Annotated in this window: 16 protein-coding genes; 13 read left to right on the top strand and 3 right to left on the bottom strand. The window is 63.4% G+C overall.

Annotated elements, in window-relative coordinates; genetic code table 11:
• The first annotated feature begins 114 nt into the window (after window positions 1-114).
• From AC1DRO_RS04480 to AC1DRO_RS04500, 5 genes are all read left to right on the top strand, one after another.
• Entirely contained in the window at window positions 115-561 is a 447-nt protein-coding gene (locus tag AC1DRO_RS04480) for a hypothetical protein (protein ID WP_476949977.1), read from the top strand.
• Between the two features lie 97 nt (window positions 562-658).
• Window positions 659-1,045: an SHOCT domain-containing protein gene (locus AC1DRO_RS04485; RefSeq protein ID WP_476949978.1), complete on the top strand. Its 387-nt coding sequence runs from the start codon at window positions 659-661 to the stop codon at window positions 1,043-1,045.
• A 268-nt stretch (window positions 1,046-1,313) separates the two neighbouring features.
• Window positions 1,314-1,511: a hypothetical protein gene (locus tag AC1DRO_RS04490; RefSeq protein ID WP_476949979.1), complete on the top strand. Its 198-nt coding sequence runs from the start codon at window positions 1,314-1,316 to the stop codon at window positions 1,509-1,511.
• Between the two features lie 639 nt (window positions 1,512-2,150).
• Window positions 2,151-3,311, top strand: a complete 1,161-nt coding sequence (locus AC1DRO_RS04495; protein WP_476949980.1) for an alkaline phosphatase family protein — start codon at window positions 2,151-2,153, stop codon at window positions 3,309-3,311.
• A 268-nt stretch (window positions 3,312-3,579) separates the two neighbouring features.
• The gene (locus tag AC1DRO_RS04500; protein WP_476949981.1) at window positions 3,580-3,990 is read left to right on the top strand and encodes a hypothetical protein; all 411 of its coding nucleotides are present in this window, start codon (window positions 3,580-3,582) and stop codon (window positions 3,988-3,990) included.
• Between the two features lie 764 nt (window positions 3,991-4,754).
• Here AC1DRO_RS04500 and AC1DRO_RS04505 read toward each other — a convergent pair.
• Window positions 4,755-6,278 (bottom strand): IclR family transcriptional regulator, encoded by a 1,524-nt coding sequence (locus AC1DRO_RS04505; RefSeq protein ID WP_476949982.1) that lies wholly within the window; start codon window positions 6,276-6,278, stop codon window positions 4,755-4,757.
• 195 nt (window positions 6,279-6,473) lie between these two features.
• Here AC1DRO_RS04505 and AC1DRO_RS04510 point away from each other — a divergent pair, with 195 nt between their 5' ends.
• The 7 genes from AC1DRO_RS04510 to AC1DRO_RS04540 all read left to right on the top strand — a co-directional run bounded on the left by AC1DRO_RS04510 (window position 6,474) and on the right by AC1DRO_RS04540 (window position 13,311).
• Window positions 6,474-7,799, top strand: coding sequence for an MFS transporter (locus AC1DRO_RS04510; RefSeq protein WP_243181391.1), 1,326 nt, complete (start codon window positions 6,474-6,476; stop codon window positions 7,797-7,799).
• Window positions 7,800-7,806: 7 nt separating this feature from the next.
• Window positions 7,807-8,793, top strand: a complete 987-nt coding sequence (locus tag AC1DRO_RS04515; RefSeq protein WP_476944505.1) for a hydroxyacid dehydrogenase — start codon at window positions 7,807-7,809, stop codon at window positions 8,791-8,793.
• A 127-nt stretch (window positions 8,794-8,920) separates the two neighbouring features.
• Window positions 8,921-9,592 carry an RraA family protein gene (locus AC1DRO_RS04520; protein ID WP_243181389.1) on the top strand — a complete coding sequence of 224 codons (672 nt, stop codon included), beginning with the start codon at window positions 8,921-8,923 and terminating at the stop codon, window positions 9,590-9,592.
• A gap of 177 nt (window positions 9,593-9,769) precedes the next feature.
• On the top strand, window positions 9,770-10,024 hold the full coding sequence (locus tag AC1DRO_RS04525) for a hypothetical protein (RefSeq protein WP_243181388.1): 255 nt from the start codon (window positions 9,770-9,772) through the stop codon (window positions 10,022-10,024).
• Between the two features lie 419 nt (window positions 10,025-10,443).
• Window positions 10,444-11,394 carry a tyrosine-type recombinase/integrase gene (locus AC1DRO_RS04530; protein WP_476949983.1) on the top strand — a complete coding sequence of 317 codons (951 nt, stop codon included), beginning with the start codon at window positions 10,444-10,446 and terminating at the stop codon, window positions 11,392-11,394.
• Entirely contained in the window at window positions 11,391-12,938 is a 1,548-nt protein-coding gene (locus AC1DRO_RS04535; protein WP_476949984.1) for a tyrosine-type recombinase/integrase, read from the top strand. The genes AC1DRO_RS04530 and AC1DRO_RS04535 overlap by 4 nt, the downstream gene beginning before the upstream one ends.
• Entirely contained in the window at window positions 12,925-13,311 is a 387-nt protein-coding gene (locus tag AC1DRO_RS04540) for a DUF6262 family protein (RefSeq protein WP_476949985.1), read from the top strand. The genes AC1DRO_RS04535 and AC1DRO_RS04540 overlap by 14 nt, the downstream gene beginning before the upstream one ends.
• Before the next feature lie 39 nt (window positions 13,312-13,350).
• On the opposite strand, the gene AC1DRO_RS04545 is transcribed toward AC1DRO_RS04540, so the two are convergent.
• Both AC1DRO_RS04545 and AC1DRO_RS04550 read right to left on the bottom strand, forming a co-directional pair.
• Entirely contained in the window at window positions 13,351-13,536 is a 186-nt protein-coding gene (locus AC1DRO_RS04545) for a hypothetical protein (protein ID WP_476949986.1), read from the bottom strand.
• Window positions 13,537-13,977 (bottom strand): hypothetical protein, encoded by a 441-nt coding sequence (locus AC1DRO_RS04550; RefSeq protein WP_476949987.1) that lies wholly within the window; start codon window positions 13,975-13,977, stop codon window positions 13,537-13,539.
• 752 nt (window positions 13,978-14,729) lie between these two features.
• Here AC1DRO_RS04550 and AC1DRO_RS04555 point away from each other — a divergent pair.
• Window positions 14,730-14,903, top strand: coding sequence for a hypothetical protein (locus AC1DRO_RS04555; RefSeq protein ID WP_476949988.1), 174 nt, complete (start codon window positions 14,730-14,732; stop codon window positions 14,901-14,903).
• Window positions 14,904-15,144: the final 241 nt, after the last annotated feature.

Raw genomic sequence — 15,144 nt, forward strand, 5'->3', positions numbered from 1 at the left:
ACTCATCGGGATCACCTTCCCGGGATGAGGTCCGCACCCCGGTACGGACAGAGAATAGGTGTACCTGCCAGTGGCAGGAGCGCCTGCCGCACCCCTTTCGGAGAGGAGCCTCCAGTGTCCAGAGCACACCCGATCCTTGCAGGATCTATCGCAGCCGGCGCAGCCATCGCACTGCTCACCGGCTGCGGCACGTCCAGCCCCGGCACCAGTGTCAGCAGCGCCAGAGCGGAAAAAAACGTTTCGCAGGCCTGCGCGGCTGCCAGTGCCTTCGCCGGATCCCTGACAAATTTCAAACAGACACTTAAACCTGGTGCCACGATAGAACAGATCAAATCGGCCCGGGAACAGGTCGCGAAGACCTACGACGACCTGGTCAAAGCCAGCCAGGACGTAGCCAAAGACGAGATGGACGCCGTCAAGAAGGCCGACAACAAGTTCGACCAAGCCGTCAGAGCCGTCCCGGATGACGCCACCCTGACGCAGGCGGCCGCGTCCCTGCGCGACGACGCAGCCAACGTCCAGGCCGCGGTCAGTGACCTCCAGACAGCAACTAAATGCTGACGCCCATGCCCCTTTCGGAAGATCCGCAGCCAGCCTCAGATCTCTCCCGGCTGCAGTCCCTAACACCACCGTTCCTACCGAAAGAAGGGAAGAGGACATGAGTTTCTGGGAAAACTTTTGGGAGATTTTCTGGTGGTTTTTCTTCTTCTACGCGTTCATCGCCTTCCTCTGGGCGTTGTTCGCCGTTTTCGGTGACCTGTTCCGCGATCACACGCTGAGCGGATGGTGGAAAGTAGTCTGGGTCCTCTTCCTGGTCTTCGTGCCCATTCTGGGCGTTCTGGTGTACGTGATCGCCCGCGGCAAAGGCATGGCCGAGCGGTCGATGGAACGGGCAAGGTCCCACAGGGAAGCCTCGGACGCGTACATCCGCAGCGTCACCGCGCCCAGTCCAACCGACGAGATCTCGAAAGCCAAGGCACTTTTGGACTCCGGAACCATCAGCGCCGACGAGTACGAAAGGATCAAGAGCAAAGCACTCATTTGAGACCGCCACGGCCCCGTGAGGCAGAAAAAATTGCCCAAGGCCAAGCATTGACCCTGAAAGTGGTGCTCGCTCCCCCAGGACATCCAAGGGAACGTCGACGACGGAATCACCCCGATCGGCCGGAAACCCGCGGAAGGAAACGGCCCGGCAGCGGCTCCGGCTGCGTAGAGCCTGGCCGATTCCCCGACCTGTCGGGGAATGCCGTCGCTTCCGGGACGTTGCAAAATTGTGCCTTTTGCCCAGAAAGATCGTGTGCGACGATGCGGTCATGAGCGAATACACCGAACCCGGGCCGGCACAACGTGCCGCCCCGCGGACGCGCCGCGAGGACCTGACCACACACCAGATGCGCACTATCGGGCAACGGCGCGCTGCCGCTGAGGAAAAGCTCGCTCGCCATCTCAAGGAAGCACACCACCTGGCCGGAGAACACCCTCCGGCCACGGAAAAATCTCCAGACGTCTAACCCGCCACATCAGCCCGCCCTACCCCGGGCCGCCGGACCGGCACTGACCCCAAGCACGGGAACCAGAGACGACGGATACCAATGAGCGCCCTCGCGCCGGAACCTCCCCCGGGCCCGCGCGGGGGTTTCTTCGTCGCTGGTGCCACATCCAGCGAAGGCTCCCGCCCAGACCGGCTCCGCGCTTGGACGCGGAGCCGGTCCGTCACGAAGTCGGCAAGAGGCGTGTGTCGGAGGCCCACGTTCGCAAGGCGGGCCACATCCCGGCACCACACTAAACAAATAATTCAGCTTTGCAATTACCGCCGCCGCGCCCTGCGCACGCGCTGGGCCGATGCCATCCTTGCCGCCCGACGGAGAACTCTCCGGCCTGCACAATGCCGCCAGTGCCAACGCAGAAGGGGCCCGGCGGCGTGGAGGGTCAATCCAGCCCGTGTCCGGTCCTCCAGCTGCAGCGAAACCTCCAGCACCGAAAAGGAAGCCCCCTTCGGCGGCGGCCGAGAACCTCGGGGGCCGGCGCCCGAAGGGCTTCACCGGGACTACTCAGGGGCTACAGACACAATGTTGATTCTGGTGTGGAACGGTAGACGCCACTTGGCACCTGGCCCATCGGGAGCCGGGCCAGAGAGAAAGCCGGAACCGATGAGCCGGAATACCTTCAAATTTCTGGGGCTGGGCCGCGCGGCACGACCCGCGGCGCTGATTCTTGCTGCGCTCCTCGCCGTGGCGGCCACGGCCTGTGAGCCCACGCCGCCAGAGGGCGGACCACCGCCGGGAACGGGCAACACAACGGCCACCCCCGGCACTCCTACGACAACCCCCTCCTCACAACCCACACAGGCCTCGGGGAAGCCCGGCCACGTTTTCGTGATCAACCTGGAAAACCACGACTACCAGGATGCCTGGGGCGCCGAGTCGGCGGCCACCTACTTGTCGAAGACCCTGCGCGCACAGGGCGTGCTGCTCTCCCAGTACTACGGGATAGACCACAACTCCCTCCCCGACTACCTGGCCCAGATTTCCGGGCAGGGCTCGAACGCCATGACGCGCGCCGATTGCCCTGTATATGCCGAGTTCCAACAAACCGGGACATCCGAGCCGGGCCAGGTGCAGGGTACCGGCTGTGTGTACCCGGCCTCGGTTCCCACCCTTGCAGGCCAGCTCAGTTCCGCCGGCAAGACCTGGAAAGGCTACATGGAGGACATGGGCACGCCCTGCCAACATCCCGAACCCGGCTCCAAGGACGATCACCATAAGGCGACGGCGGGCGACCAGTACGCAACGCGCCACAACCCGTTCGTGTATTTTGAGGAAATCACCTCGTCCCCGGACTGCCAGAACAACGTGGTGGACTACACCCACTTCGCTGATGACCTGAAGTCCACGGACACGACACCAAACCTTTCCTACATCACACCCAACCTGTGCAACGACGGGCACGACAGCCCCTGCGTCGACGGCAGCCCGGGCGGTCTCGAAAGCGCCGACGGCTGGCTGCAGCAGCAGGTCCCCGCCATCCTGGACTCCCCCGCCTACAAACAGGACGGGATGCTGGTGATCACCTTCGACGAAACCGAAGCCAAGGCCTCCGGCCCGTCGGGAGTCGCCGGAGGCACGGCGGGCGGGCGCGTCGGGGCGCTGGTGATCTCGCCGTTCACCAAGGGGGGAACGACGTCGGACACGATGTACAACCACTACAGCCTGCTTGCCAGCATCGAAGACATCTTTTCAGTACCCCGGCTCGGATACGCCGGGGCAGCCGGCCTGAACAGCTTCGGCCCGGACGTCTTCAACGCCCGGTAACCGCCCGCGTCACCGAATCTCCACACATTGCCGGTCCCATATCCGGGGCCTTCCGGCCAACAACCCCCTGCCCGGGCCCGAAGCACAGCGCGACCGCCCGGCGGGAAGATAGATCTCGGGCTATGACATTCGCCAGCGCGCCACAGCCGCCCTGGCCGCGGCACTCGCCGGGACCACCTTCGGGCCCGAACGGAAAACCTGAAGCACCGGTCCCATTCCTCTCCGTTCGGATTACCCTGTTGGCAAGATCTTCAAAGAGGAGGGCCTAATGAGCGACCCGGATGAACTTGCCGCCATCCAAGCGCGGCTCGCCGCGGACGAGAGCGAATACGCGGACGGGGTCGTCGACCAGAACGTCCGGGACCGGCGCTACCTCCTTTCAATGGTGCGGGAACAACTGGCCCGGCTCGAGAAGGTGGAATCCGTGGCATCCGACTTCGCTGAGCGGGGCGAGCGGATCGAAGAGCAGTTTGACGGCAACGGCTCCAACCACACGATCCGGGCTGCGGGTCTGGGCGACGGGTACCGGGAAGCTGCCCGGACGATCCGCGCCGCGTTGGAGCCAGCGGTGAATAAGCCAGACAGCGACACAACAGCAACCCCGATCCTGAAGCGCCCACCCGAACACCAGCTTCAAGCGGGCTCCCCGCCGCTGCCACCGGAGACTCTGGCAGGATAACGGCCCGAATGCCCTCATCGAATGCCCTGAGATCCGGGGCGTACCGTCGCCCCCCTTGTTGCTGCCCTGCGCGCGGTGTTCGCGCAGAACCGGGGAATCCTGGCAGATATGATTGCCGAGGCGGACGGTATTGGGGGCCCGGCGCGGGTGAAGAACCGCTGTCCCTGGCGCGGCGCTCCATGCTGCTGCTTTTCGCGGCTGGCTTCAAGGGCCATCAGGACCGGGCGGAACGGGCACTCAGGACCTGAGCCGATCAGCTAACCCTGAGACGGGCGCCCGGAAAGGCCAAGGAAACCTGCAGGTCAGCGCCCTACTGTTGCGTCGTGGCACAGCAGCCCAGGCAGGGGCACGCCACAGCGTCATTTCTCCCTCAGAATGACGATTAGCACTCCAGAGACCGTCTCCATCCTCCGCTGATGATGGAGACGGCCTGAGGGGCAACGCGGCGAAACCAACCCGCCGATGAGGAACGCCCCGCGGTGCCGCCGGCCGTTCCGCAGACGATCCTTTTCAAGACGGTACGGCCAGCCCGGCGGTGGCATGCATGACTGAGGACTTCGAGTGCCATTTCAGAGCTTCACTCCTGACGAGGTTCCCGAAGATTTGTTGTGTCGTCGTGCGGAAGTGCAAGTCGCCTGAGAGCTCCTGTGGCGTCACCCGGACTTCGTGGTCCCGGCACACCTCGAACATCTGGCGAGGATGTTCTGCGTCGGCTGCCGGCCATCGAGCAGAGGAGTCCGGCGTGACGTCTGACCGGCGCTGTTTTAGGGGACTGAAAGGGTGCGTGTGAGCTGCTGGGCTGAACGCTGGACCATGTGAGCGAGGGCCTCTACGTCGAGTTCGGGCAGGCGGAGTCTGGTGACGGTGGCGGTGATGGATCCAGCGATGGTGCCGTCGACGAAGTAGGGGGCACTGACGCCGAAGGCGTCGGGAATGCGCTCACCCTCGCCGGTCGCCCATCCGCGCTCCCGTATGGTTTGGAGATCGTTTTCGAGGGCTCGCCGGTCTGTTTGGGTGCGTTCGGTGAGGGGTTCGAGCGTGAGCGCGTCAAGATCACCGGGGGGACAGTGGGCGAGAATGGCTTTCCCGCCTGCGCCGGCGTAGAGGGGAATAGCCACACCTGAAGCAAGACCGTAGTGCAGAGGCCGGACGCCGTCCACCACTGTCGTCATCACGGCCTGTCTGGTGTCGGCATGGAATTGGATGAGTCCGATGGTTTCACCGGATTCCTTGGCAAGTCCGCGGAGAATGGGATGTGCGACAACAGCTGTGTCCACCGAAGGACCCAGATGGGCTGCCCAGTGAAACAGGCGGGGGCCGGGGTGCAGTGTGTCGTGGTGCTGCAGAGCCAGTCCTGTGGTCAGGGCGGTGGAGACCAGGCGGTTGGCGGTGGCTATGTTGGCTCCAATTCCGCGCGCGAGCTCGTAGCCGGTGGGCAGCCCGTCGGGTTCGGCAACCAGCGCGGTGACCAGACGGGCAAGGCGTTCCACGGCAGTGGAACCGGGAGGGTACGTGATGGGTGTCAGATTCCCCGATGCTTGATTTCCGGCACATGTGGCTTCGATGTCGCGGGCCGCTTGCCGCGCCATCGGGCCGAAGCGGGCAAGGTCCTCGTCGCCGGTGAGAAAGCGTGGACGGGTGATCGAGACGGATCCGGTCAGTCCGTGACATTGAAATGACGCTGCAGCACCCGCGGCCAGGGGAAATTGCTGCCCGACGCTGATCGTGTATCCGGCGCGGCGGTCCTCGGTGAGGAGTCGTTCCAGTTCGGCGCGCTCGGTGACGGTATCGGGAGTGTGCGCCTCCAGCTGCCGTTCACCCAGGGCGCCGATTCCCAGTCGGCCCAGGATCGAGCGGCCGGTTGCGCCGGCGTGGAGGGGCAAGACCGTCCCGGGCTCGAGCAGATACTTGATGGGTCCGGGCCGCCGCCGGCAAGCGACAACAACGGCGCTGGGTCGTGGTGCGTCGTGAACAGCGATAAGGACAGTCGCATCGGATTGTTCGCCCAGGCGTTCAATGATCGCTTCAGCGCTGCGCAGCAGCGGGTGGCGTGCGTGCAGTGCGGCACCTAGGACACGCAGCCGCGGTCCGACCTGATAGTTTCCGTTGCCGCTGACGGCCGCCAGCCCGTGTTCTTCCAGGCCGAGCAGGACACGGTTAACGGTGCTGCGGCTCGCGCCCAAGGCCAGTGCGAGTTCACGTACGCCGGTCGCATCTGGGCGGGTCACCAAGGCGTGCAGGACCTCAACAATGCGCTCGTTCCCTGCTACGCCACTCTCGCTGACCACGGTTCCACCACTCTCTTGATACTCCGGGTCCCCCTCGGGGCCGGATCTGCTTTCACCACGCTACCGTCAGCGAAGGCGGCAGCGTGGAGGGACAGACGCATTCGTCCCCGCCATGGGCGCTTGACAGCACACCATGGCGCACATCACACTTGAAATACATATTAGGACACTGTCCCATTTTTTATAGGAGCAAAGATGCCCCAGGTTAGTCAGTCCGTTCCCCCGGTAGCGGACGCCGTTCATCTGAAAAAAGCGAAGAAGGCCACCGCTGTCGCGGCGTTCGGCACCTTCATCGAGTACTACGACTTCAGTGTCTTCGGCTATGTCGCCGCGACGCTCGCCGTGGTGTTCTTCCCCAGCGGCGATCCGGTGGCGGGCCTGCTCAATACCTTCCTAGTCTTTGGCACGGCCTTTCTGGTCCGGCCGCTGGGCGCGATCTTCTTCGGACGCATCGGGGACCGCTACGGCCGGCGTGCCAGCCTCATCGGCTCGGTCATCCTGATGAGCGCAGCTGCCGGGTTCACTGCGCTGCTGCCGACGTACGCGCAGATCGGTATCTGGGCACCGATCCTGCTGGGCCTGCTGCGGATGCTGCAGGGTATGTCCGCAGGCGGTGAGATCGGCGGCGCGGCCACCTATATCCGCGAGTGGGCCCCGGTCGAGCGCCGCAACCTCTATATCTCCTTCATTCCCAGTGTTGGTGTCCTCGGCAAGGCCGGCGCTGCGGGACTGGCCGCCCTGGCGGCCACGTTCGTGCCCGCGGCGGAGATGGAGTCGTGGGGATGGCGGATCCCGTTCCTGCTCGCGATCCCGCTGGGCATCCTCTGCCTGATCATGCGGCTCAAGATCGAGGACAGTCCTGAATTTACCCAGAGCGCGGGCAAGGGCCAGACGACCCGGACCCCCGTCGCTGAATTGTTCCGGAACCACCGCTCGCGCCTGACGAAGGTCTTCTTCATCTCCCTTGTGCAGAACATCGGCACCTACCTCGGCACCGTCTACGTGGCCGTCTACTTCAGCACCGTCCTGCACTTCTCCAAAGCCGAGGCAGCGACCATAGTCCTGATCGCCGTCACCGCCGCGGCGCTTCTTATCCCCCTCGCCGGCCAACTCGGCAGCCGCATCGGCAGCAAACGCCTGCTGACGGCCTCCTACATCGCCTACATCGCGCTCACGTTCCCCTCCTTCATGCTCATGAATGCCGGCTCGGTGTCGCTGGCGATCTTCGGACTGCTCCTCGGCATGGTGCCCTACGCCCTCTGCCAGGCCGGCACCTACGCGGCCATGCCGGAGTTCTTCCCCGTCGAGGTCCGCCACACCGGCGTCGCCTTTGGCCACAGTGTCGGGGCCGTGCTCGGCGGTGCCGGCGCCCCGTACGTGGCTACCTGGCTGATCGACAGCACGGGCAACAGCATGATCCCGGCCTACATGCTCATCGCCTTCGGCGCCCTGGGCCTGGCCGTGCTGCTCGGCACGGTACGCAAGAACACCCTGACCCCTGCCTCCCATCTCTACCGCTAGGAACACCGTGCCGACCTTTTACGTCTCTGACGAGATCCACACCGATGTGCTGGCAGAACTCAGCGCGCTGGGCCAGGTCCATCTGGGCTACGGCCCGGACGCCGTCCGCTACCAAGACGTCCGCGACGGTATTGACGCCGTCCTGCTGCGCGCCGAACTCTTCGACCGGGAAAAGATCGACAGTTCCCCCCGGCTGCGCATCATCGCCCGCCACGGAGTAGGAACGGACAACGTCGATATCGAGGCGGCCACCGACGCAGGTATCTGGGTGACCACCACTCCGGGCAGCAACAGCCGCGCCGTCGCCGAGCACGTCTTCGCCCTCCTGCTCTCCCTGGCAAGGAAGGTCCCCTACGGGGCCGCCCAAACCACTTCCGGGCAATGGGCGTCCGCCAAACCCCAGATGAACGGCTTCGAACTGCACGGCCGCACCCTCGGACTGCTCGGATTCGGCAACATCGCCCGCATGGTCGCCGGAATTGGGCAGGGATTCGGCATGCATGTCCTGGTCCACGATCCCTTCGTAGAAGAATCCGCCATCCAGGCCGCAGGTGCCTCTCCGGCGACTATCGATGAGGTTCTCGCCGGCTCTGACGTTCTCAGCCTGCACATGCCGCTGACCGAACAGACCGCCCAAATCATTGATGCCGAGGCCCTGGCACGAATGAAGCCAGGATCGGTGTTGATCAACACCTCCCGCGGCGGCCTCATTGATGAACAAGCCCTGGCCCGGGCGTTGCAGGACGGCCATCTGGGCGGGGCCGGGCTCGATGTCCTTGAAGGGGAGTCCGTGGACATGAAGGACCCCATCGCACACTCCAAGATCCAGATCGCAGGGGTGCCGAACCTGATCGTGACCCCGCATGTCGCCGGCCAAAGCGAAGAGGCCTTTCTTGCCGCCGGAAGCGGCGCGCTGCAGGCCATCCGGCAGGCCCTCGCCGGCCAGCGGCCAGCACACGCAGTGAACACCATCGCTGCCCCCGCCCACGCCTAACAGAGGGAAGAACGTCGTGCCGTCCCACCAGCCGGCGCGCATGCCCGGCCCGAGCCAATCCCTAGAACCGCTTCATTGCGTGACGCAGCGGCCCAAATTCGCACCGATCGAGCTAGCGAGAGACACCATGTTTATCGACGCATCAACCAAATCACTCACCGTCAGCCCCCGTCCAACCAACGCTCCCTCAGGGCTCATCAAAAGCCTGAAGAGGTACCCCACAGCCAATGTCGGTGACGCCATGGACCGGCTCAACCTCATGGACACCGGCATCGCATCACAATGGGCCAACGCCCGGTGTGTGGGTCCGGCACTGACCGTGCTGACCCGGGAGGGCGACAACCTGGCCATTCACCGCGCCCTCGACGACGCCGAACCCGGTGACGTGCTGGTCATCAACGCCCTCGGAGGAACAACACGGGCCGTATTCGGCGATCTCCTGGCCGAAATCTGCCTCGCCAAAGGCATCGCCGGTGTCATCATCGACGGACTGACCCGCGACCGCGCGGCAATAAGGGAACTTGGCCTGCCCGTCTGGGCCCGCGGGGCCTCACCGGCAGGACCCGCCAAATACGGGCCCGGCGCCGTCTCCGTGCCGGTGGCCTGCGGCGGCACCGTCGTCAACCCCGGCGACCTCATCACAGCCGACGATGACGGGGTCGCCGTCATACCCGTCGAACGCGCCCAGGGCATCCTCACCAGGCTCGCAGACATCGACAAATTCGAGGAAGATCTCCGGGTGAGAATACGGAACTCCGCCGTACATGCAGCAGCGCCGGCCATGGCAAGCACCAACTAAGAACCCCAGCGGCGCTCATCGTCCAACCCGCCGCCATCACCACCTCCCCGACTCCCGGCCGGGATGTCATCGACAGAAACACCGGTGGCCTCTGTGGCATAAGCCCAGAGGCCACCCCCGGCCACGCCGCATCAGGTCCACTTCCGCATCGCCCACCAAGACCGAGGAAAACGAGAGATGACCAGATACCGCCATCACGAATGGGCACGCCTCATCGGCGCCCCGGTCGAAATCCAGAAACATGGTGACGTCATCCGCACAGGGATCGTCGACGACGCGATGCCCGACTCCTCCATGATCTGGATAGCATCCGACGAAAAGTCCACCAGGACACTCTTCGAAGCCGCTCAAGGCTTCCAGGTCTGGGTTGAACCCAGACAACTCGAAGGAATCTCCTCCTACCGCATGACCACTGGCGCCCTTCACGACTAAACCGCTTCGAGCCGGGAGTGCGGTCAGCAAATCGTGCACCGTCCTGCATTTTGTCAACGGCCGTCTGCATCAAACGGCAGCTACTACAGCGGCTGAGGCCCACTGAAGTCGATTTCGGCGCTATCTCCAGCATCTCAAATACGATCGATATCTTTAGTCCTCCGGCTGCTGTCCGCCATGTAACCCACGAGGGTTTGGGGCTCTGGTTGCTTCGTTGTGGATGGGTTAGCGTCTTGTCCGTCCACGAGGCAGCTGACGGGAGCGGCAATGCGGGTAACAAAGGTGCTAGATCCGGCAAGCAACGCGGTGTCTTTCACTCTGATAAGCCAGATCGGAGTGGTGGAGCCGGCGGAGCGGTATCTGCGGTATCTGGCCGATACCGAGCGGTCACCGAACACGATCAAGGCCCACGCCCACGATTGAAGGACTGGTTCGTCTTCCTGGACGAATACGGGCATAACTGGCAGTCGGTGAAGCTGGAAGACGTGGGGGCGTTCATCCGGTGGCTGCGGCGACCACCGGACATGCGTGGCCAGGTCTTTTCAGTTCTTCCGGCGATCGGGCACCATTGCGGTGAGGCAACGGTGAACCGCAAGCTTTCCACCGTGGCGGTCTTCTATCAGCACGCCGCCCGCCATGGCCTTGATCTGGGCGAGCTGATCACGTGCTGGGACCCGGGCGCCCGCCAGGGAGGGTGGAAACCCTTCCTGCACCACATCAGCAAGGGGGCGGCGAAACAGCGCCGGGTGGTGAAGCTTCCCGTGATGGCAAGGATTCCCCGCCTGCTGGCCCCCGACGAGATCCAAAGCATTCTGGATTCGTGCGGACACCTCCGGGACCGGCTGCTGTTCGCGCTGCTGCACGACGCCGGTGTCCGGATCGGTGAAGCCCTGGGCCTCCGGCATGAGGACATCGCCGTCGCCGAACGCGAAATCACGATCCGCCGGCGCGACAACACCAATGGTGCACGCGCAAAATCGCCCCATTCGCGCGCTGTCCCCGTCAGCGCCGGACTGATCCGGCTGTATGCCGACTACCTTGACGTCGAATACGGTGACCTGGATTCCGACTACGTCTTCGTCAACCTGTGGGGCCGGCCCTACGGGCAGGCAATGACATATGCCGCCGTCCACGACCTGGTGCGGCGGCTCCGGCGGCAGACGGGCGTAGCGTTTGACCCGCACTGGTTCCGACACACCTATGCCACCCGCATGCTCCGGGAGAACGTCCCGGTCGAAGTGGTCTCCAAACTGTTGGGCCATGCGAGCCTGACGACGACGGTCAACACCTATGCCCACATCTCCAGCGATGACGCCCGCCGCGCGCTGACCGATGCGGGCTGGTTCGTCTCCAGGACGGTGACGATATGACCACCCTGCATCCCGTGCCCTCACGAAAAAACCCGGCAGCGGTCCCTGGCGCGGACAGCAGCTTCGACCCACCGCCGCTCCGGATGGGCCCCATGGGGAAGACCGGGTCGGGCGCCGGGCCGTGGGATACCGAGTTTCCCAAGGATGTCTGGCATGCCAGAGCCCTCGGTATCAACGCCCGCAGCCAGGTCACAATTCACTTCGAAAACATCACCCGGCCCTGGTTAAAGCAGTTAGCCAAACAATGGGCCCGCTGGCGGCTGACGACCGGGTTAACGATTGAATCCGCGGTGCTGGGAACCAAAGCCGTGGAAAGCTTCAACGCCTTTCTGGATTCAACGAGGATCCCGGTCACCGGCACCGCCGACATTGACCGGGAGGTGATCGAAGGGTTTCTGGCTTACCTGCAAACCCACAGCGCCGGAGCACCATCGCACCGGATCCGGATCGGCCAGTTCAACACCTTCCTCCTCACCATGCGCCGTCACGGATGGGTGTCCGATCTGCCCAGTACGGCCCAGATTTACACCGAGGACTATCCCAAAGAGACGGTCCGGCAACCCCGGGCACTGAGTGAACACGTCATGGCCCAGCTGGAAAACCCCGAAAATCTCGCCAAAATGGCCAGCCCGCATCACCGGCTGATCACCGTGATTCTGATCCGTTGCGGGCTGCGGATCAGCGACACCGTGGCCCTGACCCGGGACTGCATCACCCGGGACAAAGACGGCGCCCCGTATCTGCGGTATCTGAACCACAAGATGAAACGCGAGGCGCTCGTCCCCATCGATGAGGAACTCGAACGGGCCATCGCCGAGCAGATCATCTACGTCAACGGCACGGGCAATTCCGGGACACGCCTGCTTTTCGCCCATGACATGGTGGACGTTTACGGCGCCGGACACATCAGCGCAGGCTCATACAGCACCGCTCTTCGGCGATGGGTCAAAGACTGCAACGTCACCGATGAAAACGGCAGCCCTGCAGTGGTCAGCCCGCACCGTTTCCGCCACACGCTGGGCACCAGACTGATCAACCTCGACGTCCCGCAGGAGGTCGTACGCCGGATCCTGGACCACGACTCCCACCAGATGACCGCCCACTACGCCAGACTCAGCGATACAACCATCCGGCGGCACTGGGAAGCCGCACGGAAAGTCAACGCATCCGGCAGCGTCGTCGAACTGGATCCCGACGGCCCTCTGGCCGAGGCCGCCTGGTCCAAACAGCGTCTGGGCAGGGCGACCCAGGCGCTCCCCAACGGCTACTGCGGTCTCCCGGTGCAGAAGACCTGCCCGCATGCCAACGCGTGCCTGACCTGTCCCATGTTCATCACCACGGCAGACTTCCTCCCGCAACACCGCGAACACCGGACCCAGGTCGTACAGATCATCTCCGCCGCCGAAGCCCGGGGCCAGCAGCGGCTGGCCGAAATGAACACACGGGTACTCGGGAACCTGGACCGCATCATCCAGACTCTCGACAACGAAACGCACTCAAACCCTGACCATCTGCACGAGGAGGCCAGCCGTGCGGGCAGATAACAGCCATCACATCCGGCAGGCTGCGGAGCGCCGGCACGAACTCACGCGCTCCAAAGCCGTAGCGGCATTACGTGAACTAGAAAAGCAAGGAGGAGCCGTCACCTTCGAAGCCGTAGCGGCTGCCGCCGGGGTATCCCGGTCCTGGCTCTACACCCAGGCCGACCTGCGCGCCGTCATCATCGGACTGCGCTATGACGGCGCGCCCCGACAGCCCCGCGCAAGCCGAAGCAACGCCAGCACGGAGTCCCTGCGCGCCCGCCTCAACGCATCCTTGGAACGTAACCGCGAGCTCTCCACGGAAATCGAACACCTCAGGCACCAACTGGCCCTCGCCTTGGGACACTCGCGGCGACGGAACCCCGATGTTCGCTAACGCAACCCTATGCGGAACAGATCGCCGTGTTTGAGTCGATCAATCCAATACCGCCGTGCCTCCCTGCTCGTAGGTGAGAGGCAGACGTGAACCATTTATGGCTTCTACGGCATCGTCGATTCGGCGTTTTTCATCCTCCGATAATGGCCATTTGTCCTGGGCGACGGTGATGCGCAGACCGCCTGAGTACATGTCTGGGGCGACACCCGTAACGAGGCCCTTCATTTATGGGCTTTTGAGCACCTTGCCACCTGCGGCGAACAACTGGGAAATAGAAGCTGCGGCTGTACGGGTGATCACTTGCAGATCGGGAAATTTTGAAGCTACTTCTGCGATGCTTTGCCGCACCTGATCACTGGGCGAGACAACAAAGATCGCTGCTCCTTCGTAATGCGAGCACAGCGCAACCCCCGTTGTCTGGTCGTTGTGCTCATCAACGATGGCCTGAAGCGCATTTCCCAGGGCGCTCACTCTGGGATCCGCCTCGCCAAACCATACTTGTTGGCCTGACTCGTCACGGGTGATGCAGTCGGTTCCGTTCGTTTCGCCAACTCCCGCCGGTGTCGTCCGAGGCACGTTTGCAGTGGTAGTTGATGCTGCCTGCTTTGCAGCTGATACGGGTGGTTGAGTGTCGCCGACTGGGCCACAGCCGACAAGCACAGCCATGAGTACGATCATCCAAGCGATTGCTCTGACATGGCGTCTGTTGACCCTGAACGACTCGGCGGAGCGGTAACGGCGACTCATGTTCAGTTAGTCCCCTCGTTTAATGGTCACGCATGTCGGTTGCCCGAAAATGTATGCGGAGCATATCGCCGGCCGAAACCCCGAACAAGAGTTCTTGGAAGGCTGTCCAGTGCCGGTGCACTGGATGTGCCTCAAGGGCGTGACAACCAGTGCGGGTACTCGCTGCCTGTCCCTTTTAGTCGGTGGATAGCTGTCATCCTATTTCCACTGCCGTCTTCGCAATCGCTGGTTTCCACACCTTCTGAAATTGAACGTACTCCCACGGGGAAGCATCTCGAGTGCATCACGATTTTCCGTCTGATCCTCAGAGGCGGAGTCCGGTCTGAGATGCGTCGTGGGCAGTTTCCAGAACGGATGCGCCGCGTCATCTGGGCACGGACCGAGACGGACTAAAGATATCGACCGTATTTGAGATGCCAGGGAGACGACCGAAACCGATTGGGCTTCGACGCTGCAGTGGTTGCCGTTTGGTGCAGAGACGTTTGACGGCGGCCACGGCGGCTGAGTGGGCGATTTTCCCGCTCACCAGATCCTGATGCCAAGCGTTCCGCCACGGTCAGCAGCGCCGGATTGTGGGCATGGATCGCAGCGCCCGAATCGGAGGACATATCGTCGCCGTCCAGTCCGTCATCCCTGCGGCGCAGCCAGTACGCCCAACAATCTCCCCCGCCATGCTTGCTCTTGAAACGAATGCCCAGAGGCAAGCTCCCGTCGTCCAGCACCTGGTCGCGGATCCACGTGGCGATAATGGTCGTCGCCGCCCGGTTCTCACCGTGGAGGACGCCGAGGGTGAGCTGAGATATGCCGAGTTCATCGCTGATCTTCTCGCCGATACCGCCCCCTAGACAATATGAAGTGTGGTGGTTGCCTGAAGTAGGACTGGAACCCCGGGTTCAAAGAGATTCGTGGGTTGCCGGCCCACGGTCTGTTCCGCATTCTGGTGCGGGTGTGGACTGGTAGAGCCACATTTGAACGTCTGGAGGTTCCAGCCATGAACAAGCGTACCTACGTCGGTTTGGATGTCCATGCGCGCAGTGTCAAGGGTTGCGCGATCGACCGCGAAACCGGTGAAATTCTGCGCCAGAG

It is taken from the genome of Arthrobacter sp. P4_F11, from assembly GCF_056401395.1.

Coding starts and splice junctions, on each gene's coding strand:
- AC1DRO_RS04485 (WP_476949978.1), top strand. CDS start 659: ATGAGTTTCTGGGAAAACTTTTGGGAGATTTTCTGGTGGTTTTTCTTC.
- AC1DRO_RS04490 (WP_476949979.1), top strand. CDS start 1,314: ATGAGCGAATACACCGAACCCGGGCCGGCACAACGTGCCGCCCCGCGG.
- AC1DRO_RS04495 (WP_476949980.1), top strand. CDS start 2,151: ATGAGCCGGAATACCTTCAAATTTCTGGGGCTGGGCCGCGCGGCACGA.
- AC1DRO_RS04500 (WP_476949981.1), top strand. CDS start 3,580: ATGAGCGACCCGGATGAACTTGCCGCCATCCAAGCGCGGCTCGCCGCG.
- AC1DRO_RS04510 (WP_243181391.1), top strand. CDS start 6,474: ATGCCCCAGGTTAGTCAGTCCGTTCCCCCGGTAGCGGACGCCGTTCAT.
- AC1DRO_RS04520 (WP_243181389.1), top strand. CDS start 8,921: ATGTTTATCGACGCATCAACCAAATCACTCACCGTCAGCCCCCGTCCA.
- AC1DRO_RS04525 (WP_243181388.1), top strand. CDS start 9,770: ATGACCAGATACCGCCATCACGAATGGGCACGCCTCATCGGCGCCCCG.
- AC1DRO_RS04535 (WP_476949984.1), top strand. CDS start 11,391: ATGACCACCCTGCATCCCGTGCCCTCACGAAAAAACCCGGCAGCGGTC.
- AC1DRO_RS04545 (WP_476949986.1), bottom strand. CDS start 13,536: ATGAAGGGCCTCGTTACGGGTGTCGCCCCAGACATGTACTCAGGCGGT.
- AC1DRO_RS04550 (WP_476949987.1), bottom strand. CDS start 13,977: ATGGCTGTGCTTGTCGGCTGTGGCCCAGTCGGCGACACTCAACCACCC.
- AC1DRO_RS04555 (WP_476949988.1), top strand. CDS start 14,730: ATGCTTGCTCTTGAAACGAATGCCCAGAGGCAAGCTCCCGTCGTCCAG.